The following is a 22,881-nucleotide window of genomic DNA, read 5'->3' as shown; positions in this document are numbered from 1 at the left end:
TGGCTGAATCGTTTAAGATGGCTCAAATATTTGCCTGCTCGCAATCCGAAACCCTCGCAAAGTCTATTGCAGATGCTTATGGTATTCCTTTAGGTAAAGTAATCACGCTTAATTTTAGTGATGGTGAATTTCAACCTTCATTTGAAGATTCGGTTCGTGGTTCACGTGTTTTTATTGTAGGATCAACTCATCCAAGTTCAAAAAACTTGATGGAGATGCTATTAATGCTTGATGCCGCTAAACGATCATCAGCAAGGCATATTACTGCTGTGATGCCTTATTTTGGCTGGGCTAGACAAGACCGTAAAGATAAGCCACGTGTGCCTATAGCAGCAAAACTAGTTGCTAAAATGCTTGAAACAGCTGGAGCAACCCGAATTATAACAATGGATTTGCACGCTGATCAAATTCAAGGTTTTTTCGAAAAACCAGTTGACCATTTGTATGCGTCAACGATATTCTTGCCATATTTAAGATCACTTAATTTAGAAGATTTAACAGTTGCTTCACCTGATATGGGTGGTTCTAAACGTGCTTATGCTTATTCTAAATTTTTAGAGAGTGATGTTGTGATTTGCTATAAACAGCGCGCTAAAGCTAATGTAATTTCACACATGGCGCTCATTGGTGATGTAAAAGGTAAAAATGTAGTTTTAGTTGATGACATGGTTGATACAGCAGGGACATTAACACATGCCGCTAACTTAATGATGGAGCGCGGTGCAAAATCAGTTAGAGCTGTTTGTACGCATCCCGTTTTATCAGGTAATGCTTATGAAAAGATTGAAAAATCTGCTTTAGAGGAGTTAATAGTCACCGATAGTATTCCTCTTAAACAAGAAAGTAAAAAAATAAAAGTGGTGAGTTGTGCTAAATTGTTTGCTGAAGTTATGCAAGCAGTTCATAACAACAAATCAATAAGTTCTAAATTTTTAATGTAATTTAATATATATTATGAAGTCAATCAAGATTGAAGGATCTAAAAGAGAAAGCGTAGGCAAGAAATCAACTAAAGCCTTACGTAATGCTGGAGAGATTCCTTGCGTACTTTACGGAGGAAACCAAGCCGTGCACTTTCATGCACCAGCGCCAGCTTTTAAAAACTTAGTTTATACGGCTGACGTTCACACCGTAAAGTTAGTGTTGAATGACGGTACTAAAGCTAATGCAGTTGTACAAGATATCCAATTTCATCCTGTTACTGATGAAATTTTACACATGGATTTTTATGAGTTTGATGATGACCAAGAAATCACAATGGAAATCCCAGTTCATGCTGAAGGTATTCCTAAAGGTGTAAAAAATGGTGGTGTGTTAAGATTTAACATGCGCCGTATGATGGTAAGAGGTCTTGCAAGTAATTTGCCAGATTATATCGTAGCTAATGTTACTCCGCTTAAAATCGGTAAGAAATTATATGTAACTGCCGTTGCTAGCGATGATTACAAAATTATGCATCCAGATAATACAGTGATTTGTATGGTTAAAACATCTCGTAATATTTCTGCTATCACAGATGATGACGATGATGAAGATGATGATGAAACTGATGAAGGAGGCGATGACAAAGAAGCTCAAGCTGACGCATAAGTTTTTAAGTCATATTTAAACTTTAAAAGCATCTCGATATCGAGATGCTTTTTTATTTTTACTGAAAATTAGTTTGACGTTTACTTTATTATGAAAAAGTTTTTAATCGCCGGTCTTGGAAATATTGGTGCTGAATATGAATTTACACGGCATAATGTTGGTTTTGAGGTGTTAAATCTATTAGCTCATCAATATGAGTTACAGTATGAAACTAAACGACTAGGTGATGTTGCTGTTTATAAATTTAAAGGGCGACAATTTATTTTACTGAAACCTAATACTTATATGAATTTAAGTGGTAAAGCAATAAAATATTGGCTAACTAAAGAAAATATTCCTATTGAAAATTTATTGGTTATTACAGATGATTTAAATCTTAATTTTGGCACATTACGCTTGAAAGGAAAAGGTAGCGATGGCGGCCATAACGGTTTAAAAAATATTCAGTTAAGCTTAAATACTCAAAAATACGCAAGACTTAGATTTGGTGTTGGAGATGAGTTTTCAAAAGGGCAACAAGTCAATTATGTATTAGGAAAATGGTCTGAAGATGAACAGAAAAACCTTAATGAGCGATTAGAAAAATGCGTCGAAATAATTAAATCGTTTGGAACAGCTGGTTTGGCCTTAACGATGAATCAATTTAACGGAAAGTAATTAAACGATAAGCAAATTGAATATTTATCATAACATTAAAGACTTCAACTGTAAAGATAAAACAGCCATAACAATTGGTACGTTTGATGGTGTTCATGTAGGGCATCGAAAAATACTAAAACGCCTAGTTAATTCTGCTAAAAAAGAAGGCTTACAATCAGTTTTACTAACCTTTTTTCCACATCCAAGAATGGTACTTCAACACAATGCCGAGTTAAAACTGATTAATACTTTAGACGAGAAAATATCAATTTTAAAAGAAACAGGTCTCGACCATTTAATAATTCACCCATTTACCTTAGAGTTTTCAAGATTATCAGCTCAAAGTTACGTTGAAGATATTTTGGTAAAACAACTAAACGCTAAACATATTATTATCGGTTACGATCATCGATTTGGCCGTAATCGAACCGCAGATATAAACGACCTTAAGGCTTTTGGAAAGGATTTTGAATTTACAGTAGAAGAAATCTCAAAACAGGATATTGAAAAGGTTGCGGTTAGTTCAACTAAAATAAGAACAGCTTTGACTGAAGGTGATTTAGAACGTGCAAATAAGTATCTCACACAGCCATTTATGCTATCTGGTAAAGTAGTAAGAGGTAAAGGAATTGGTAAAAATTTGGGCTTTGCAACAGCTAACTTGAAAATACAAGAAAACTATAAATTAATTCCTAAATCAGGAGTTTATGTCGTAAAAACCATCATTGGTGAGCAAATTGTTTATGGGATGATGAACATCGGTACCAATCCTACATTCAATGAAGCTAAACAAAGTATTGAAGCTCATTTTTTCGATTTTAATCAGGATTTATATGGCCAGAATTTAACGATTATGTTATTAAAGCGTTTACGAAGTGAAGAAAAATTCAATGATGTAAGGGATTTAATTTCAGCAATGCAAAACGATCAGGTCATGGCTTTAGATTATATCTCAAAATTTCCAGATGCTTAGTAGGTTATTATTTAAACCAGTTGACAATTCAGCCTTAATTGTATTTAGAATTTGTTTTGGTCTATTAATTACATTAGAATCTTGGGGAGCTATTGCTACAGGTTGGGTAAAACGTGTATTAGTTGAGCCTGAATTTACATTCAATTTTATAGGTTTAGATGTATTGCAGTACTTGCAAGGTCCGCTCATGTATGCGTGGTTTGTAGTTATGGGGATTTTTGGCATTGGCGTTATGCTTGGCTATAAATACCGTTTTAGCATCATTGGCTTCACCTTATTTTGGCTAGTGGCTTATCTTATGCAGAAGTCGGCTTATAACAATCACTACTATTTATTAGTTCTGCTCAACCTCATGATGTGCATTATGCCAGCACACAAATATAAATCTTTAGATGTTAAACAAAACCAGTCTCTAAAGTCTCTGGTTATGCCTAATTGGGTAAATATTTTAATTATTACTCAATTAGCGATTGTGTACACTTATGCGGCACTAGCTAAGCTTTATCCAGACTGGCTTAATGCTGAAGTGATTGCAATTTTTATGCAGTCTAAAGCAAATTATTTTTTGATAGGTGAGTTGCTTCAGCAAAAATGGGTGCATTATGGGATGGCTTACTTCGGAATTTTTTTCGATTTGTTAATTGTTCCACTGTTGTTATGGTCTAAAACACGAAAGTTTGCCTTTGGAATCAGTTTGTTTTTTCATTTGTTTAATAGTATAGTTTTTCAAATAGGCATCTTTCCTTATATGTCATTAGCCTTTACAGTCTTTTTCTTTCCAGTTGAAGTTATACGTACACGATTTTTGCCACGGAAGCCAAGTTTAAGACAAGTAAAACCAACCAAAGTTTTTCCTGTTAAGCCTTTTTTAGTTGTCGGCTTAGCGCTGTGGACTTTGGTTCAAGTGATCTTACCTGTAAGACATCATTTTATAAACAGTGATGTGTTTTGGAGTGAAGAAGGTCATCGTATGAGTTGGCGAATGATGCTTAGGGCAAAGTCTAGTTTTGTTCGTTTTAAAATCAAAGATTTAGACACACAAGAACAGCGTTACGTCAATTTAGATGACTATCTAACAAAAAAGCAACAGCGGTCACTTGGTAAACCTGATGTATTTTGGCAATTTGTGCAACATTTGAAACATAATTTTGCGGAGCAAAATATAGCGATTTACGCTACCGCTTGGGTAAAATTAAATCATCATGCTCGCCGGTATCTAGTTTCACCAGATTTAGATCTTACAAGCATCAAGTGGCAGCCTTTTAAGACTAATGATTGGTTGTTGCTGAAAGATTAATTATGTTTGGTATATAAAATCTGTTAAATTCAAATAAGTAAAAATTATAATTCTTCAAAATTTTGGTCATATTCAGGATACAAGAAATTGTTGTATGGAAATCGAGTAATATGAATTTTTCTAACAGCTTCATAGACTTTTCGTTTAAAATCTTCCATATTTTCTTTTTCTGTTGCTGAAATGAACAATACATTATCGCCTAATTTGTTCATCCAAGTGTTTTTCCATTCCTCTAAGCTAAAATGAGCGCTTGTTTTTTCAGTACTCAAATCATCTTCGTCAAGCGGTTCGGCTTGGTAGGAGTCAATTTTGTTAAACACCATAATAGTAGGTTTGTCCTGAGCTTTGATGTCTTCTAAAATGCCATTAACAGAGCTAATGTGTTCTTCAAAATTTTTATGTGAAATGTCAACAACGTGTAAAAGCAAATCAGCCTCTCTAACTTCGTCAAGTGTAGATTTGAAAGATTCCACCAATTGCGTAGGAAGTTTCCTGATAAAACCAACGGTATCAGTTAATAAGAACGGTAAATTCCTAATCACTACTTTTCTTACAGTAGTGTCAAGCGTTGCAAAGAGTTTGTTTTCAGCAAAGACTTTACTTTTGCTAATCACATTCATTAAGGTTGATTTGCCAACATTGGTATAACCGATTAAGGAAACACGAATTAAACTGCCGCGATTACCTCGCTGAACCGCCATTTGCTTGTCAATGGTTTTAAGTTTTTTCTTTAGAAGGCTTATTTTATCTCGAACAATTCGTCTATCAGTTTCAATCTCTGTTTCACCAGGACCGCGCATTCCAATACCACCGCGTTGGCGTTCAAGGTGTGTCCAAAGTCCTGTTAATCTAGGAAGCAAATACTCATATTGCGCCAGTTCAACTTGTGTTCTAGCATAACTTGTTTTAGCGCGCTGAGCAAAAATATCAAGAATTAAATAGGTACGATCTACAACTTTGCATTTTAAAATTTTTTCAATGTTTTTTTGTTGAGCTGGAGAAAGTTCGTCATCAAAAATAGCAGATCCAATTTCATGTACTTTGATAAATTCGCGTATTTCTTCAATTTTTCCTGTACCGATAAATGTTTTGGGGTTAGGGACATCAAGTTTTTGTTGAAAACGCTTTACAACTTGACCACCAGCAGTAAAAGTTAAAAATTCAAGTTCATCAAGATATTCTTTTGACTTCTCTTCATTTTGCTGATGATTAATAATACCGATTAAAACGGCTTTTTCGTATTCAATAGATTGCGTCTCTAACATAAAATTATTTTGAAAAAACAAAAATACTAAGAAAATACTAGATACTCTTTTGAAGCTTAGAGTCCTTTTTTTGTTAATTTTTTAAGTAGATGTTCATTTCCAGATTAAAACCTTAACTTACTCCTAACATTTTTTTTATATTCACGCCCTAAATAAATGTTTACCTCATGAAAAAAATTTTACTATTAACATTAGTTTTTTGTATACCTTATTTTGGCTTTAGTCAAATTGGTATTTTCGAAAACTTCAATCAAGGACAGCCAACTGGTTGGGTTGGTAATGCATCAGCTGTGCCATTTGAGTTTAATGACGAATCGGCATGTGAAGGTCTTAGTGCTAACGCAGCATTTACGGGATTCTTTTCATTTTCAGCACAATTAACTTCTGCGAATATCGCAGGTCAATCTAACGGAACTGACTTCACCTTAGACTTTGACTATAAAGTGGTCGATGCTGCTGATGGCTCTGCATTTCCATCGGGTTGGGGAACCGCTGAAGTTCAATATTCAACCGATAATGGCGGCTCTTGGACGACTTTCGGAACAATTGATGATACTAACTACACCTCTAGTGCAGATTGTGTTGCAGCACCAACTTTTACAGTTGCCGCTGCCGATTTACCTAATGGTGCGGATTTTAAATTACGCTATGTTGTTAACAGAAATGTTCAAGGTTTTAGGTTTGTGTTAGATAATATTAGTGGTACGCAAGTGCTCAATGCACCACCAAATTGTGACGTGGTAATGACAACTCCAGCTGATGGCGCAACTGATGTTAATATCGCTACACCATTAGAATGGTCGCCTGCTACAGGTTTGCCAAGTGGCTATTTAGTTAGTGTTGGAACAACACCTGGAGGTACAGATATTTTAGATAACGAAGATGTGGGTTCTTCTACACAAATTAACAATGTGTTGCCAGGCGCTTTAGATCAATATGATGCTACGTTTTACGTAACCATAGTGCCTTACAATAGCGTTGGTAACGCAACAGGTTGTCAAGAATTTAGTTTTACAACAGAAACTAATCCGCACGAAATAGTTGATTGTAGTGTTGGGTCTATTAATAATTCATTTTGTTACACGAATGGTGGTATTACTGAATTTTCTTACACTAGTAACGACGGAACCCCTTTAAATTTAATCATTAATGAAGGTCAAGTTGAAAATAACTTTGACGAACTTATTATACTAGACTCAGACGGAACAACAGTCTTAAACCCAGACGAAGAATATGGACCAAATGATGATGGTAATGTCGGTGGTATGTTTTTCCAATCCTCAGGAAGTGTGATTTACATTCAAGTTGATGCTGATGGTATTTTTGATTGTCCGTCACAAGGATACACACCTATAGATTATACAGTAGCTTGTGCAACTTGTGTTTTTCAAGATGTATCTTACAATGTTGTTGATGATTGTACTAACGATCAATTTTTTGTAGATGTTGTGATGGATGATTTAGGTACTGCAACTTCAATTACTATTGAAGATGATCAAGGGAACTCAGTTTCAGGTGTATCAGCTAACGGTCAAACAGAGCAGTTTGGGCCTTACCCTATTGGTACAGGCGTTAGTTTTACAACGATTAATGAAGATGATGCTAACTGTACCATTACAAGTGGTGTAATTAGAGATAATTGTCCGCCACCTAACAATACTTGTGACAGTGCTTCAGTAGCTGTCATAAACCCAGATAATTTTTGTGAAACTTTAAATTTTGGAACTTTAGAGCAATCTTCAGGAAGTTCAGTGCCGGTGTCTTGCGCGGGTCCTGCCGCTCAAGACGTTTGGTTTGAGTTTACAGCAACTGCCACAACAATTACTTCAACTATTATCACTGATGGTTTTGGCGGACCATCTCAGGCGATTTACGCAGATGATTGCGGTAACTTAACTGAATTATATTGTAGTGAAGAATTCGATAATTTTGGTGATAGTGATGCTATTGTAGCTCAAGACTTGATTATTGGTGAAACCTATAAAATTCGTGTTTTTTCAGACACACAGTCTGATGAAGAATTCGAATTATGTTTAACGACACCACAATTTGGAGAAGATAATTCTACTTGTGATGTGTCAGCGCCATTTTGTGCGCCATTTGATGATCAAGGGAACCCACAACCACTCATTTTTCCTAATGGGTATTTCTACTTAACTGAGTCTGTTGCTGAAACTGGTCCTGATTATGGGTGTTTAGGTTCTGAACCTAACCCGGCTTGGTTTTTCATGCAAGTGCAGGAAACAGGTGACCTAGGCTTCACTATTACTCAAAATACGGCTTATGACGAAAATGGTAACCCAATAGGTGACGGCTTAGATGTAGACTTTATTGCTTATGGTCCTTTTACAGAAGCAGAAAGTAATTGTGGAGATTTAACAGCTGCTAATACGGTTGATTGTAGTTACTCAGCTCAAGCAGTAGAAGAGTTTACAATTCCTAATGCACAAGCGGGTGAATATTATGCGGTTGTGATTACAAATTTTAATCAACAGCCAGGTTATATTAGTTTAGGTCAAACTAACTTCGGTGAGCCTGATGCTGGTTCTACCAATTGTGATTTAGTCTTTGAAAACACCATCAGAGCTTGTGCAGGAGAAGAAGTGACTATGATTTCTGAATTTGATCCAGCTGATATAGCAGCATATCAATGGTATGCTTTTGATGAAGCATTAGATGACTATGTAGCCATAAATGAACAAGACGCCTTTAATGAAGATTATACAACAGATGTTTCTGGACAGTATTTTGTTCAAACTTTTGAAACAGGAACATTTTTAGAAGAGCGTGAATTCTTTACTGTTGTTATTGAAGAAGAACCAGAAATTACAGTACCTCAAGATCTTGTGGTTTGTGAAGGACAAACAATTAACCTAGATGCTACACCAGCCAATAGTGATAGTTATGGTTCAGTTGATCATCAGTGGTTTTTAGATGGTAATGAAATTTCAGGCGCAACAGACCCAACTCATAGTGTAACTCAAGGCGGTGAATATTCGGTTATTGTAACAACCTCTAACGGTTCAGCAACTGGAGAGCCTCAGGTTTGTGAAACTGAATTTATATTCCCAGTCCAAGGTGGTGCTTTTGAAGTTGACTTAGGTCAAGATCAAGTGCTTTGTGATGCAGATCCTCAAACTATTACAGCAAACATAATTGATGGAGATGCTGCCAATGCAACATACGCTTGGTCAACTGGTGAAACTACGTCTTCTATTGAAGTGAATACAACAGGAACATATGAAGTAACAGTAACCATCGACGGTTGTCCAGTAACCAACTCAGTAGATTATACATTTAATGTATCGCCTGAAATTGACCTTGGAGCGGAAACACTTATTTCGTGTGACTTAGCTTCAGAAGTTCTTGATGCTACTGCTTCAAATTACACTGACGCTGAGGTTACTTATGAATGGACTCTAGATGGCGCTGTAATTAATGGTGCAACTACTTCAACGTTAACACCAACAGATTATGGTACTTATGAAGTCACTGTAACACCAAATGGTACAAGCTGTTCATCAACAGGTAGTGTCACAATCGAAGAACGTGATGATATTTTAGTTGATGTTGTGCCTTCTGCTTCAATAGACACTGTTTTAAATTATTGTGAAGATGGTACAGGAACTCCTGACATTCCAGTTTACGAAGTGGTACTTGAAACAAGCTTAACAAACGCTACAGCAGACGAAGTTGAATTTACATGGTATAAAAATGATGTTCAGCTTCCTGAGACAACATCAAGCATAACCGTAGTTTATGACGAACAAGGTGTTTTTAATGATGAATATTATTGCGTAATTAACATTGACAATTGTACAGCCACAAGCAACTTGTTAGTTACAGATATTGAAATTGCACCTTATGAAAATGCAGGTTGTAAGATCACTCAAGGCTTATCTCCAGATGAAACTCCAGGTGAAAATGATGTATTAGATCTAGCTTTCTTAAATGATAGATCAGGAATTGAAAGTGTTGAAATCTTTGATAGAAATGGACGTTCTGTATTTTTCTTAAAAGATTACGTTAATGAGTTTAACGGGCAATCTGATGAAGGGGACAAGTTAATTAATGGAACTTACTTCTATGTTATAAAACTTAGAAATGAAGATCCTGTATTTGGTCGTCAAAAAACAGGTTGGATATACATCAAACGCAACTAATAAATAACTAAATACCAACCTGCAATGCAGGTTGGTTTTAAGTTTAACATATCATAAATTACACTCACATGAAAAAGTTTTATATACTATCAGCTTGTATTTCATTTTTGCTGATTAGTCATCATTCAAAGGCTCAACAAGATCCGCAATACACCCAATACATGTACAACATGAATGTGGTGAATCCTGCCTATGCAGGTTCTAAAGAAAATTTATCTTTAGGATTATTATTTAGAGACCAATGGTCAGGAATTGAAGGTGCTCCTCAAACTTTTACCTTTGCTGCACACACACCACTTAATAACGGTTTAGGTATTGGTTTATCAGGCATTCAAGACCAAATCGGACCTGTAGAAGAAACAAATATCTATACTGACATATCTTACACTATTAATCTAGATGCGAAGCACAAATTAGCTTTTGGTATAAAAGCAGGTGCAACTTTTCAAGATATCGGTTTTATAGACTTAGCACAACAAAATGACTCAGCTTTTTCACCAAATGTTTCAGAGTCTTTCGTTAATTTAGGTGCAGGTTTATTTTTATATTCAGATAATTATTACGTTGGCTTATCCGTACCGAATTTTTTAAGTGAAACTTACCTTGATAAAAACGGTAGAGGCTTTGGAACTCAAGAACAGCATTATTTTTTAACCGCTGGTTATGTATTCCAACTTACCGACTATTTGAAGTTTAAACCTTCAACTTTAATAAAATCTGAATTCAGCTCATTTGTATCTTTTGATGCTAATGCCAACTTCTTATTTTATGATCGATTCGAAATAGGTGCTTCTTACCGTTACGAAGATGCTGTAAGTGGTTTGATGAGCGTTCGCGCAACTGATTGGCTTCAGCTTGGATTTGCCTATGATAGTTCAACAAACGACTTAAACGAACCATCATATGAAGCTTTTGTTATTTTCGATATTTTCTTCAAGAAAAAAACATTTATTTCACCACGTTATTTCTAATCATCAAGATATTTCAACCATGAAAACATTATATACATTTTTACTCAGTGTCATGATTAGTTCATTGACACTTCAGGCCCAAAATTCATCTACTAAAAAAGCCGACAAGCATTTTGATCGTCTAGAGTATGTAGATGCGATTGAAGATTATAAAGAACTTATTAGAGATGGTAAAGCCAATGCATATGTTTATAAACAGTTAGCTATTTCAAACTATAAAATTTATAAAACTGAAGAAGCCGAACGTAATTATAAAACTTACTTAGGCATGACAGAATCGCCAAGCGCTGAAGATTATCTTGGTTATGCACAAACGCTTATTGCTAATAAACGCTTAGATAAGTTTAAAGAAGCTATGAGAAATTTTTCTGAATTAGCACCACAAGATGCTCGTGCAGTTGCTTTTAAGAAAAATCCAAATTATGTCTCAAAACTTTTATTTGCAGAACCTAAATTTGATGTTAAGCGTTTAGAGTTGAACTCAGAATTTCAAGATTTTGGGGCTTATGAATATGACGGCAAGTTATTTTTTGTTTCCGCTAGAAATAAATCGAGACGAACTTACGGTTGGAACGACCAACCAACACTTGACATATTTGTTGCTAGTAATGTTGGCGGAACATTTAAAAATGAAGTTGAGTTAGAAGGTGAAGTTAACTCTAAATTTCATGAAGGAACTGTTGCCATTACAAATGATGCACAAACCTTATATTTTACACGTAATGATTACACAGATGGCAATTACGAAAAAGATTCGACTGGTATTGGTCGCCTCAAAATTTATAAAGCGTCTTTACGTGATGGACAATGGGCTGATATTCAAGAATTACCAATCAATAGTTCAAATTATTCAACCGGTTCACCAGCGCTAAGTCCTGATAATAAAACGCTATATTTTTCAAGTGATAGACCTGGCGGCTTTGGTGAGTCTGACATCTATAAAGTCGCTATAAATAATGATGGTAGTTTTGGAGAGCCAGAAAATCTAGGTGAAGAGATTAATACACCTGGACGTGAAAGTTTCCCATTTGTAGATCAAGACCAACGCTTGTATTTTTCTAGTGATGGCCATTTAGGTTTAGGCGGTTTAGACGTATTTTATGCTAATTTAAATGATAGTGGTAATTATGTAAAACCAAGAAATATAGGTAAACCTGTGAACTCATCTGCAGATGATTTTTCATTTACTTATATGGTTGCCATGAAGTCAGGTTATGTCTCATCTAATCGCGGAAAAAATTCATTAGATGATGATATATACCAAGCAAATTTAATAGAGCCACTAGATCAAACCATGGTTATTGTAAACCTTGTCAATTCTGAAACACAAGAGCCTATCGAAGCTGCAGAAGTTATTGTTTACGAGGATAACGGTGATGAAATTACAAAGCTTAAAACCGATAAAGCTGGTAAGGCTAGTACGATTTTATTAATGGATTTAGAATATGATTTCCAAGCTAATAAAGATAAATTTGAGAGTGCTTCAAAACGCATTACTGCTGAAGGTGAACAGATGGTAGTTACTATTCCGATGGTTCCAGTCAAAGATCTTATTGAAGATCGTTCTGTGACACTTAAGAACATCTTTTTCGAATTTGATAAAGCAACTATTAGACCTGAAGCAGCGCTTGGCTTAGACCGTATTGTTGAAGTTCTAAAAGAATACTCTGATGTTGTGATTAGAATTGAAAGTCATACTGATAGACGTGGTCCAGCTGCTTACAATAAACGTTTGTCAGAAAAAAGAGCACAAAGCACAGTAGATTATATTATTTCTCAAGGTATTGATGCTTCACGTGTTTCTGGTGTAGGTAAAGGTGAAGAAGAACCTATTAATGACTGTGCAAATGGTTGTACAGAAGAAGAGCATGAAGAGAACAGACGATCTGAATTTATTATCGTAGAATAAATTAAATTTTATAATTAAGTAAAGCCGCTAAATTAATTTAGCGGCTTTTTTGATTTATAGAGTTCATCATAAATGTGTATATTAGTCTAAACTAACCAAAAACTCTTTTAAATATTGCTATTATGAAACGACTCTGTGAAGAATGTCAGGAGCCATTTTCGGGCAGAAGCGATAAGCGTTTTTGCTCTGATTATTGCCGCAATGCATTTAATAATAAGCGTAATAGAGACCAAACTAAAGTGGTGCGTAACACTAATAATCAGTTACGAAAGAACTACCGCATTTTAAATGAACTTAACCCAGTAGACAAAACCAAAGTCAATCGTCAAACTCTAATTGCTAAAGGTTTTAATTTTAAATTATTTACCAGCATTTATAAAACCAAAAAAGGCAGTGTTTATTACTTTGTTTATAATCAAGGTTATTTAGACATCGGAAATGACTATTTTGCCATAGTTAAACGTGATTAAGCGATGAAGTTTATCAAACAAGTCTTTTATACAGCTTTAATTGTAACAGTTATTGTAGCTGTTTATCAAAGTTTTTCTCCACAATCTGAAGATAGTTTAAACAAGTTTGGTTTTTCTTTAGATAATGCAAAATCACATGTGGCTAATATTGCAAAAGAACCCCATTATGTTGGTTCTGCGGCACATGCCAAAGTTCGTAACTATATCAGTCAGCAGCTATCTGATATCGGTATCGAGGATGTTCATACACAACAAGGGTTTAGCTTAACTGATGATGGTAATTTAACAATACCTGAGAATATTGTTGGTAGAATAAAAGCACCTAATCCCAAACATAATTCTGGAGCAGTATTGCTGCTAAGTCATTATGATTCTGCTCCACATTCTTCTTATGGTGCAAGTGATGCAGCTTCTGGTGTGGCTGTAATAATTGAAAGTTTGAGAGCCTTTTTAGCAACAAATCCAAAATTTAATAATGATATTATTATTTGCTTTACAGATGCAGAAGAACTCGGTTTAAATGGTGCAGAATTATTTGTACGTCAACATCCTTGGGTAAAAGATGTTGGCGTCGTTTTAAATTTTGAAGCACGAGGAAGTGGCGGCCCAAGTAATATGATTGTTGAAACTAATTACGGCAATGCTCAGCTAATAAAACATGTTCAAAACGCAGGTGTCAATTATCCAATGGCAAACTCACTTATGTACAGCGTTTATAAGCTGCTTCCAAATGATACAGACTCAACTGTATTTAGAGAAAAAGCCGACATTCCTAGCTTATTTTTTGCTTTTATTGACGACCATTTTGATTATCACACAGCTTTAGACACACCAAAGCGTTTAGATGATAGTAGTCTACTTCATCAAGCTGATTACCTTATGCATTTATTACCTGAATTTGCTTCAGCAAATCTGAGTTTACTTAATACATCGCAAGATCAAGTTTATGTCAATTTTGCTAATTTAAAACTATTAAGTTACAGTTATTCTTGGTCTTGGCCATTACTTATTGTCGGATTAGTTTTATGGCTACTCGTTATCTATTTAGGTCTCCAAAAACAAAGATTTCAATTAAAACATCTTGGCAAAAGTTTAATTTTATGGTTTTTGCTTTTAATTGGTCTACCGCTGATGGTTACAGGAATTTATTATTTAATTAGAGCAATTTATCCTCAATATCAATCTATTTTACAAGGTTTTACTTATAATGGCCATGACTATATTTGGTTTGTTGTTTTTGTAATTTTGGCTGCATTAATTGGTATTACAAGACACTATCAAAACAAATTTGGCACAGCAGCGATGTACAGTAGTTTTGGTTTGTTAGCGTGGTGTGCATGTCTAGGGTTTAACTTAGCTTTACCAGGTGCAAATTATTTTATCTTACCGCTGTTTTTTGGCTTTTTAGGTATGTTTGTTTTCAATACAAAGCTGAAATATAAGCGCTTCATCGCCTTAATTTTAGGTTGTCCAGCTTTAGTGTTATTTACACCTTTTATTCAATTTTTTCCAGTTGGACTTGGCTTATCTATGCTAGGTTTAAGTGCTTTATTTATAGGACTTAGTTTTGGGTTTATTCAAGTTGCTATATGCTCAAATTTTGCATCAAGATTAAGCAGCTATGCCTTGCTTATTTTAGCCATTGTTTTTTTTGTAAAAGCACATTTTTCTGCGGAATTTACTACTGACAGACCTTTGCCTAATAGTTTAAATTATCATGTTGATCTTGACCAGAAACAGGCATACTGGTTATCGTATGATACTGAATTAGACAACTATACTTCAACCTATTTCTCAGCTGAAGATACGCTGCTTTATGAGTCTCATTTTAGTAGTAAATACAATTCTAAGGCAACTTTTATGTCTGAAGCACCTTATTTTGATATGCCAAAAGCTAAAATTAAATTAGATACATTAGAAATTTCAAGTAAAACGATAAGTTATCAACTTAAAATTTTACCTAGTCCTAAAACTAAACGGCTGACACTAAATACAGAAAAAAACATCAATTTTATAGATTTTAGCATCAATCAATTATCGGCAGACAGTATTTATTTTGATAAGAAGGCTTACCACATTTTTAAAAAGCGTTTCAGCAATCGATTATTTGATTATTACGTGGTCAATCAAGAACCAATTAATATCAAGTTTACTATCGGTCGATTGCAAGAATTAAATTTTGTATTACACCAAATTAATTATGAGCTCTTAAATGAATTGCGTTTAAATGTAAAAACAAGACAGAAGAACCAAATTCCAAAACCCTTTATTGTTAATGATGCCATTATTAGCACTCAAAATTTTACGGTAAATGAGCTATAAAATAGGTATATTAGGTTGTGGTTGGTTAGGAAAAGCTTTAGCTAAACATTTTATAAACAAAGGCGTTCAGGTAAATGCTAGCACAACAACTTCAGCTAAGTTAGACGAATTAAAGAAACTTGGTGTTTCAGCTTATCGGGTACAAGTTACGCCTGTTGAAATGTTAGGTGATGTTGAGTCTTTTTTCTCTCAACTTGAAACACTGGTAATTTCAATTCCTCCGAAATTGCAACAACAATCTAGAGCCGAATTTTTAGCTTCAATTTGTGTTTTAGCTGAAGAAATTTCAAAATATCCTAGTATTAAAAAAGTAGTATATGTTAGCTCAACATCGGTATTTAGCAATCTGGAGTCGGTACCGGTTTATCATGAAGATTATAAATTTTCGTCAATTGAAATAGAACAGAATCCGGTTTTAAAAAGCGAATTTATTTTACGAGCAGAATTGCCATTTGTAAAGGTTATACGCTTTGGTGGTTTAATTGGGGATGACCGACACCCAATTTATTTTTTAGCAGGAAAATCTAATATTAAATCGCCAGAAGCACCGATTAATTTGATACAACAATCCGATTGTGTAAGTCTTATTGATGCTTTATTGGTTAATTTTAATCAATTAGAGCAAGTCTATTTTCATGGCGTTAGCACTCAGCACCCTAATCGGCGCTCCTATTATAGAAATAAAGCAAAAAAACTTCAATTAGAGGTGCCAAGTTTTGATGAAGATTCGGTTTCTACCGGTAAATTGATTTCAAGTCAATTAACAGCACAACTTCTTAATAAGCATCAATTTCAGGCGTTATAATTCTTAATAATTTAGTAACAATTTGAAGTTTACGGAGTTGTTGGTTTGGTGCATTTTTGCAGGTTCATTTTTTGTATGGAAAGTCTGTATATCATATTAGTTGTTTTACTGTTTTTACTTGCAGTTGCTGACTTGATTGTTGGTGTGAGTAATGATGCGGTGAACTTCTTAAACTCGGCTATAGGTTCGAAAGCTATTCCTATGAAAACAATTTTGATAGTTGCAGGACTTGGTGTACTTGTGGGAGCAGTGTTTTCTAGCGGACTAATGGAAGTAGCAAGGAACGGAATTTTTAATCCCAATGTTTTTTATTTTGATGAGATTATCATCATTTTTTTAGCCGTTTTAATCACTGACATTTTAATTTTAGACTTCTTTAATACCATAGGTATTCCTACGTCAACAACCGTTTCAATTGTATTTGAATTGCTTGGTGCTGCTGTTAGTGTGAGTCTTTTAAAAATGTATTACGATCCAGATTTAAGCCGAGATTTAGGTGAGTTTATAAACTTAACAAAGGCAACTGAAATTAGCTTAGGCATTATTTTATCTATTTTTATTGCCTTTTTTGTAGGTGCTATTGTTCAGTTTATATCTCGTTTAATTTTTTCATTCAACTATCAAAAAAAGTTAAAATATATTGGTGCATTATTTGGTGGTATTTCGCTTTCGGCTATTACCTATTTTATTTTAATCAAAGGCGTCAACACAATAGATTTTATTGATCCTGATTTTGCTGTATTAGTCCAAAATAACAGATTGTTTGTCGTTGGGATTAGTCTTGTGATTTGGATAGTTTTAGCACAATTATTAATGTCTGTTTTTAAAATAAATATTTTAAAACTAATTGTTATAGTAGGAACATTTGCCTTAGCATTAGCTTTTGCAGGGAATGATTTAGTTAACTTCATTGGGGTAAGTATTGCTTCTTATCAGTCTTTTATGCTATGGCAAGATGCTTTTTTAGCAAATGGTGTTTTGCCGTCAGAATTTTTAATGAGTGGTTTAGATGGCGAAGTACAAACACCAGAATATATTTTAGTGATAGCTGGGTTTGTGATGGTTTTAACTTTATGGTTTTCTAGCAAAGCACAATATGTGGTTCAAACGGGCGTAAACTTAGGTCGTCAAGGCGAAGGCGATGAACGCTTTAAAGCTAATAACTTATCTAGAACAATTGTACGTTATGCCATGTTTACTGGTCAAACATTTTCGCAATTACTCGATGAAAAACTTCAAATTAAAATAAGCAATCGATTTAATAAACCAGAGCAAGCTTTAAATTATACATCTTCACCAACTAAACCGGCATTTGATTTGCTTCGTGCTTCAATAAACTTGGTTTTAGCTAGTGTTTTAATTTCGATAGGTACAAATTTCACATTGCCATTATCAACCACCTATGTTACGTTTATGGTAGCTATGGGAACTTCATTTGGTGATCGTGCATGGGATCGCGACTCGGCAGTCTATCGTGTCGCAGGTGTTTTTAATGTTATAGCAAGTTGGTTTGGTACTGCCTTGTTAGCTTTTTCAGCTTCGGCTATTGTTGCTTTGGTGATTTGGTATGGCGGTAATTATGCTATTATAGTTTTAGTGATTTTAGCAGGCTTGTCGGTTGTTCGTAATGCTGTTAAACACTCCAAAAAAACAAAAATAGAACAGCAACAAAAGCGGTTTAACAGAACTGATATTATTACAATTAATGAAATTACCATTGAGTCATCTAAAAATATGACCAGTGTTATTAAAGGAAATAATAGATTGCTTCGTGATGTAATAAACAATTTAGGTTATCATGATTCAAGTAGATTTAAGAAGAGTTTGTCCCAGCTTGAGCAACAAGAAAATGAAATAGATGAACTTAAAGATAACGTGTTTTACTACATTAAATCACTCGAAGAAAACACGGTTGAAGCGAGTAAGTTTTACATTTTGACCTTAGATTATTTGCAAGAAATTGTTCAATCAATGGCTTATATCACAAGAAGTAGTCATAAGCATGTTAATAACAACCACAAGAATTTAAAATTCAATCAAATCCGTGATTTAAAACGTATCGATGCAGAATTGAATGAAGTTAATGAAAAAATGATTTTTGTATTTGAAAATCAAGACTTTACAGAAATAAAATTATTAGTTGCTAAATATGAAGCTTTAGTTCAATTTATATCTGATTTAATTCAAAAACAAATCGAGCGTCTAAAAGTTGATGATAATAGTCCGAAAAATACTAAATTGTATTTCGGACTATTATTAGAGTTAAAAGATTTAGTTAATTCAACTTTACAAATGATGCACCTGTTTCAAGAATACTATAACGAAGCTAAAAAAGAATTTTAGCCATTAAATGCTACGACAGTTTCTACCTTGTTATTAAGCATTTCTTTAAGCATCGTTTCTATGCCATTTTTTAATGTCATTGTTGAAGAAGGGCAACCGCTACAAGCGCCTTGCAGAATAACTTCAACCTGTTTGCTTTCTGGGTTGTATGATTTAAATGCAATATTACCGCCATCGCTAGCAACTGCTGGTTTAATGTATTCGTCTAGGATGTTGATAATTTCATTTGAGGTATCATCTAATTGCTCGCGGTTAACGCCGTTTTGGGTTTGTTTTGAAGTCTCCTCAGTTTGAGCGTTTTCTTCTTTGCTTACGCTACCTGTTTTAACAATAGTACCACCACCTTCAATGTAAGTTCTAATAAATTCGCGAAGTTCAAGGGTAATCATATCCCATTCTGCCATATCGTATTTATTAATTGAGATATAGTTCTCATCTATAAAAACTTCCTTTACAAATGGAAAATGAAATAACTTTTCAATCATTGGTGCATGAGATGTCTCATCAATACTTTTAAATTCAGCCGCAGCTAAAACCAATTTTTTATTGGCAACAAACTTCATTACTGAAGGGTTTGGTGTACTTTCAGCATAAACCGTTACAGGAACCTTTTTCTTAGCATCTTCAGCTTCTTTTTTAATGACTTGAACACCTTCATTTAAGTCGTTTTCAACTTGCTTGGCTAAGTCGTCTTGTACATCGCTCCATTCTACAATGTTGTATTTTTCTACCGCCACAAAATTCTGGCTAATAAAAACGGTTTTGACAAAAGGTAAGTGAAAAAGCTTAGAAGCTAAAGGAGAATTTTGAGCATCTTCAATATTATTGAACTCATAACTTTTCGATTTGGTTAAAAAATCGTTAACTTCTAATTTGATAATTGATGGTTTATTTGTAGGTTTGACGTCAACTGTGAAAGATTGCATATCTATTAGTGATTTTAATTGCAAAATTACAAAAAATAAGGTCTTTACAGTGTAATTTTATTATAATGAAACGTTTTTACACTTTACTATTATTTTCCATAATATCTGTAAGTTTTACGTTTGGTCAAGATTTTAACATGACTGATGGGCAAACCGTAAATACAGATACCGGAAATTTTTATGATCCAGATGGCCCAAATAGTCCTACAAGTTCTGGTGAATTTGTATACACTATTTGTCCTCAGACCACTGACCTTTTACTTGTAGTTGAATTTTTAGAATTTTTAACAGGTCCTGGTGAATTAGAAATTTATGATGGAGCAGATACGTCTGCTGACTTATTGTTTACTTTTTCTGGAGCAATTGACGGTAATGATGGCCCAGAGACTGGTCAATTAATAACCGCTTCAGATAGCAATAATTCAGGATGTTTGACCTTTAGGTTTTCAGGTGGTGTTCCTAATAATGCTTTTACAGGTTGGAATGCGGCTATTAGTGTTCGAGAGCCATGCCAAACTTATTCTACTACAGGCACAGGTATAGAAACCGATATACCGATTAATGAAATTGGTTATGGTCAAGTTGTTACTTTTTCAGCTGATGTAATACCATCTTCAGGTGTTTATTCAGATTTAGAATATTTTTGGAGTTTTGGTGATGGCGACTCAGATACAGGACAAACGGTAGAACATGCGTTTCAAAATAGTGCAACAAATCTTGTTACATTAACTGTGACAGACCAATACGGTTGTAGTGCTTCTTTCGCCATAGAAATTACACCTATTGTTAGATTTATTGAGGTTGAAGCTAATACACCTTACAATATTAACCGCGAAGATGAAGACGGAAATCCTGAAACCATAACTATTAACAACGTTAATGATTTAGTAATTGACGTACTAGTCGATAACGATTGTGCTAATGTGTCTAACATAAATTTTACAGGAAATCCAAATGCGCCTAGTATTGGTTTTTTTGATAACAATAATTCAGAATTCCCGATAGAAAGTGGAATTGTGTTTAATAATGGTAATATTAATAATGTTGAAGGTCCCAATCAGGGCATACAAAGTGACGGTGGTTGGAATAATACAGTTAATTCAGAGCCCGAGTTAAGTGCCTTTATACCTTCTATTTCTGGTTCGTCAAATGACGAATCTGTACTTACTTTCGATTTTGAAGCGGTATCTGAAACTTTGAGTTTTGACTTTATTTTTGCCTCTGAAGAATATGAAAACTATCAGTGTAATGATACTTTTGCTGATGCTTTTGTGTTTATATTAACCGACCAAAATGGAAACCAAGAAAATTTGGCCTTGGTACCAGGTACCACAGACCCAATTTCTGTAACTACGGTGTCACCAGGTACACAAACAGGTTGCAGTCCTGTTAATGCTGATTTTTTTGGAGAAGAATATTTTGGTGATGTCGAACCAGTTGCGCCTATCGAATATCAAGGCCGTACCGTTGTTTTAACAGCCTCTACCAACATTAATCCAGGTGAAGTTTATAACATTAAAATGATTATTGCCGATCGTGGTGATAGTGCTTATGATTCTGCTATTTTTCTTTCGGCTGGTTCATTTGATTTTGGGACTGTAGATTTAGGTAATGATATTTTAGTAGAAAATGACAATACGCTTTGTGTCGGTGGTGAAATTACATTAAATACAGGTTTAGAACTTTTTCAAGGCGCGACAGTAGAATGGTTTAAAGATGGTGTTTTAATACCTGGCGAGACAGATATCACTCTTGATGTAGATGATGAAGGAGTTTATACAGTGGTTTACACTTATTCTACAGGTTGTACAACCGAAGATACTATTGTAGTTGAGTTTTTACCAACGCCTATAAGCGAAAGCCTTCTGCCAGATCCTTTATTTGCTTGTGAAGGTAGTACTTTTAACCTTCGTTTGAATGATGATAACTTAATTGATGACTCTCAAGTTTTAAGTGATTTTCAGATTTCTTATTTTAGAAGTTTAGAAAATGCAGAAAATGATATTGATAGAATAGTTAACCCAACCACTTATTCGTTTGATGGTACCACAGAGACAATATATGCAAGAATTGAAGGTTTTGCGAATAATCAATTAACCGGCTGTTCTGAAGTTACTGAATTTCAAATCACCTATCAGGATGTTGAAATTTCTCAAGATTTATCTACACTAAGACAGTGTAGCGATTATTCGTCTAATGAAATAAATTTTGATTTAACTCAAGTTGAATCTGAAGCTTTAAATGGTCAAGATCCTAATAATTTTAATTTTAGTTATTATTTAACCGAAGATCATGCTAATAATTCAGTTAATGAAATCCCTCAGTCAGAAGTTGAGAATTATCTAGCTTCATCAGGTACAGAAATTTTTGTCCGTGCCGATAACCCAAGTACAACGGGTTGTTTTGCCATAGGAAGTTTCATTTTAATAATTGATAATGTTAGAATTGGTGATTTAACATCAACAGAAAATATTTCAGAGTGCCAGAATGTTGATACACAACAAACTATTTTTGATCTTACACCTAAGACAGATGTAGCATTAGACGGTCAAGATTCGTCAGATTTTACAGTAAATTATTTTGAAAATGAACAAGATGCACTTCAGAATAATCTTGATAATGCCATTGAAAACCCATCTGAGTATACCTTAAACTCTTTGGGACAAAAAGTGATTTACGTAACTGTAACTAATAATGAAAATCCTAACTGTTTTGAAGTCTCAAATTTTATTATTGAAGCTTTTGAAACACCTCTTATAGAACAATTGCAAAATTTTGAAGCTTGTGGTGATTTTACTTTAACCCAAACTTTTGATCTAACTCAAAATACTAATTTAGCAATTGGCAATCAAAATGGGAATTATAATGTAAGCTATTACTTGACAGAGGCTGAAGCTAATTCAGGTACTAACTCACTAACTAGTCAAGGTGAAGATATTAACAATTATGCACCCATTAATGAATCGCAAACCATATTTGTAAGAATTGAAAATTCTGGTTTCACAGAATGTTTTAGTGCTGGAAGTTTTGAAATTGACTTATATAATGTCGAAGTCTCATCAGTTCAAGATTTAGAATCTTGCATAGATCCAGTTACTGGCGTAGCTGAATTCGATTTAACCCAAAATACAGATTTAGCATTCGGTGAAGATCAAGATGAAACGACACATGCAGTACGTTATTTAGACGCTTCTAATAATGAGATAAG

Annotated in this window: 15 protein-coding genes; 13 read left to right on the top strand and 2 right to left on the bottom strand. The window is 34.3% G+C overall.

Annotated features, from left to right (window positions below; all coding sequences use genetic code 11):
• The first annotated feature begins 17 nt into the window (after positions 1-17).
• From BUB82_RS08185 to BUB82_RS08165, 5 genes are all read left to right on the top strand, one after another.
• A complete protein-coding gene (locus tag BUB82_RS08185) occupies positions 18-941 on the top strand; it encodes a ribose-phosphate pyrophosphokinase (RefSeq protein ID WP_394331619.1) in 924 nt (307 codons plus the stop codon).
• A 13-nt stretch (positions 942-954) separates the two neighbouring features.
• Positions 955-1,590 (top strand): 50S ribosomal protein L25/general stress protein Ctc, encoded by a 636-nt coding sequence (locus tag BUB82_RS08180; RefSeq protein WP_073193135.1) that lies wholly within the window; start codon positions 955-957, stop codon positions 1,588-1,590.
• 90 nt (positions 1,591-1,680) lie between these two features.
• Positions 1,681-2,247 (top strand): aminoacyl-tRNA hydrolase, encoded by a 567-nt coding sequence (pth, locus tag BUB82_RS08175; protein ID WP_073193134.1) that lies wholly within the window; start codon positions 1,681-1,683, stop codon positions 2,245-2,247.
• 16 nt (positions 2,248-2,263) lie between these two features.
• Entirely contained in the window at positions 2,264-3,202 is a 939-nt protein-coding gene (locus BUB82_RS08170; RefSeq protein WP_073193133.1) for a bifunctional riboflavin kinase/FAD synthetase, read from the top strand.
• The gene (locus BUB82_RS08165; protein WP_073193132.1) at positions 3,195-4,499 is read left to right on the top strand and encodes an HTTM domain-containing protein; all 1,305 of its coding nucleotides are present in this window, start codon (positions 3,195-3,197) and stop codon (positions 4,497-4,499) included. The genes BUB82_RS08170 and BUB82_RS08165 overlap by 8 nt, the downstream gene beginning before the upstream one ends.
• A gap of 44 nt (positions 4,500-4,543) precedes the next feature.
• On the opposite strand, the gene hflX is transcribed toward BUB82_RS08165, so the two are convergent.
• Positions 4,544-5,764 carry a GTPase HflX gene (gene hflX / locus BUB82_RS08160; RefSeq protein ID WP_073193131.1) on the bottom strand — a complete coding sequence of 407 codons (1,221 nt, stop codon included), beginning with the start codon at positions 5,762-5,764 and terminating at the stop codon, positions 4,544-4,546.
• 167 nt (positions 5,765-5,931) lie between these two features.
• Between hflX and BUB82_RS08155 the strand changes: the two genes are divergently transcribed.
• The 7 genes from BUB82_RS08155 to BUB82_RS08125 all read left to right on the top strand — a co-directional run bounded on the left by BUB82_RS08155 (position 5,932) and on the right by BUB82_RS08125 (position 18,747).
• Positions 5,932-9,927, top strand: coding sequence for a T9SS type B sorting domain-containing protein (locus BUB82_RS08155; protein ID WP_073193130.1), 3,996 nt, complete (start codon positions 5,932-5,934; stop codon positions 9,925-9,927).
• A gap of 68 nt (positions 9,928-9,995) precedes the next feature.
• Positions 9,996-10,898 (top strand): PorP/SprF family type IX secretion system membrane protein, encoded by a 903-nt coding sequence (locus tag BUB82_RS08150; RefSeq protein ID WP_073193129.1) that lies wholly within the window; start codon positions 9,996-9,998, stop codon positions 10,896-10,898.
• A 19-nt stretch (positions 10,899-10,917) separates the two neighbouring features.
• Positions 10,918-12,807 (top strand): OmpA family protein, encoded by a 1,890-nt coding sequence (locus tag BUB82_RS08145; RefSeq protein WP_073193266.1) that lies wholly within the window; start codon positions 10,918-10,920, stop codon positions 12,805-12,807.
• A 122-nt stretch (positions 12,808-12,929) separates the two neighbouring features.
• The gene (locus BUB82_RS08140; RefSeq protein WP_073193128.1) at positions 12,930-13,277 is read left to right on the top strand and encodes a hypothetical protein; all 348 of its coding nucleotides are present in this window, start codon (positions 12,930-12,932) and stop codon (positions 13,275-13,277) included.
• A gap of 3 nt (positions 13,278-13,280) precedes the next feature.
• Complete coding sequence (locus BUB82_RS08135) at positions 13,281-15,599, top strand: M28 family peptidase (RefSeq protein WP_073193127.1); 2,319 nt, start codon at positions 13,281-13,283, stop codon at positions 15,597-15,599.
• Positions 15,589-16,404, top strand: a complete 816-nt coding sequence (locus BUB82_RS08130; protein ID WP_073193126.1) for an NAD(P)-binding domain-containing protein — start codon at positions 15,589-15,591, stop codon at positions 16,402-16,404. The genes BUB82_RS08135 and BUB82_RS08130 overlap by 11 nt, the downstream gene beginning before the upstream one ends.
• Before the next feature lie 75 nt (positions 16,405-16,479).
• On the top strand, positions 16,480-18,747 hold the full coding sequence (locus BUB82_RS08125; RefSeq protein WP_073193125.1) for an inorganic phosphate transporter: 2,268 nt from the start codon (positions 16,480-16,482) through the stop codon (positions 18,745-18,747).
• Here the strand turns inward: BUB82_RS08125 and BUB82_RS08120 are convergent.
• Positions 18,744-19,673, bottom strand: coding sequence for a NifU family protein (locus BUB82_RS08120; protein ID WP_073193124.1), 930 nt, complete (start codon positions 19,671-19,673; stop codon positions 18,744-18,746). The genes BUB82_RS08125 and BUB82_RS08120 overlap by 4 nt on opposite strands.
• A gap of 65 nt (positions 19,674-19,738) precedes the next feature.
• Between BUB82_RS08120 and BUB82_RS08115 the strand changes: the two genes are divergently transcribed.
• A partial coding sequence (locus tag BUB82_RS08115; RefSeq protein WP_073193123.1) for a choice-of-anchor L domain-containing protein occupies positions 19,739-22,881 on the top strand: 3,143 nt, incomplete at its 3' end.

Origin of the sequence: Psychroflexus salarius (genome assembly GCF_900129035.1) — a bacterium.
Lineage (GTDB): Bacteria > Bacteroidota > Bacteroidia > Flavobacteriales > Flavobacteriaceae > Psychroflexus > Psychroflexus salarius.
The sequence above is the reverse complement of the archived record's forward strand: the minus strand, read 5'-3'. Positions and strand labels throughout refer to the sequence as shown.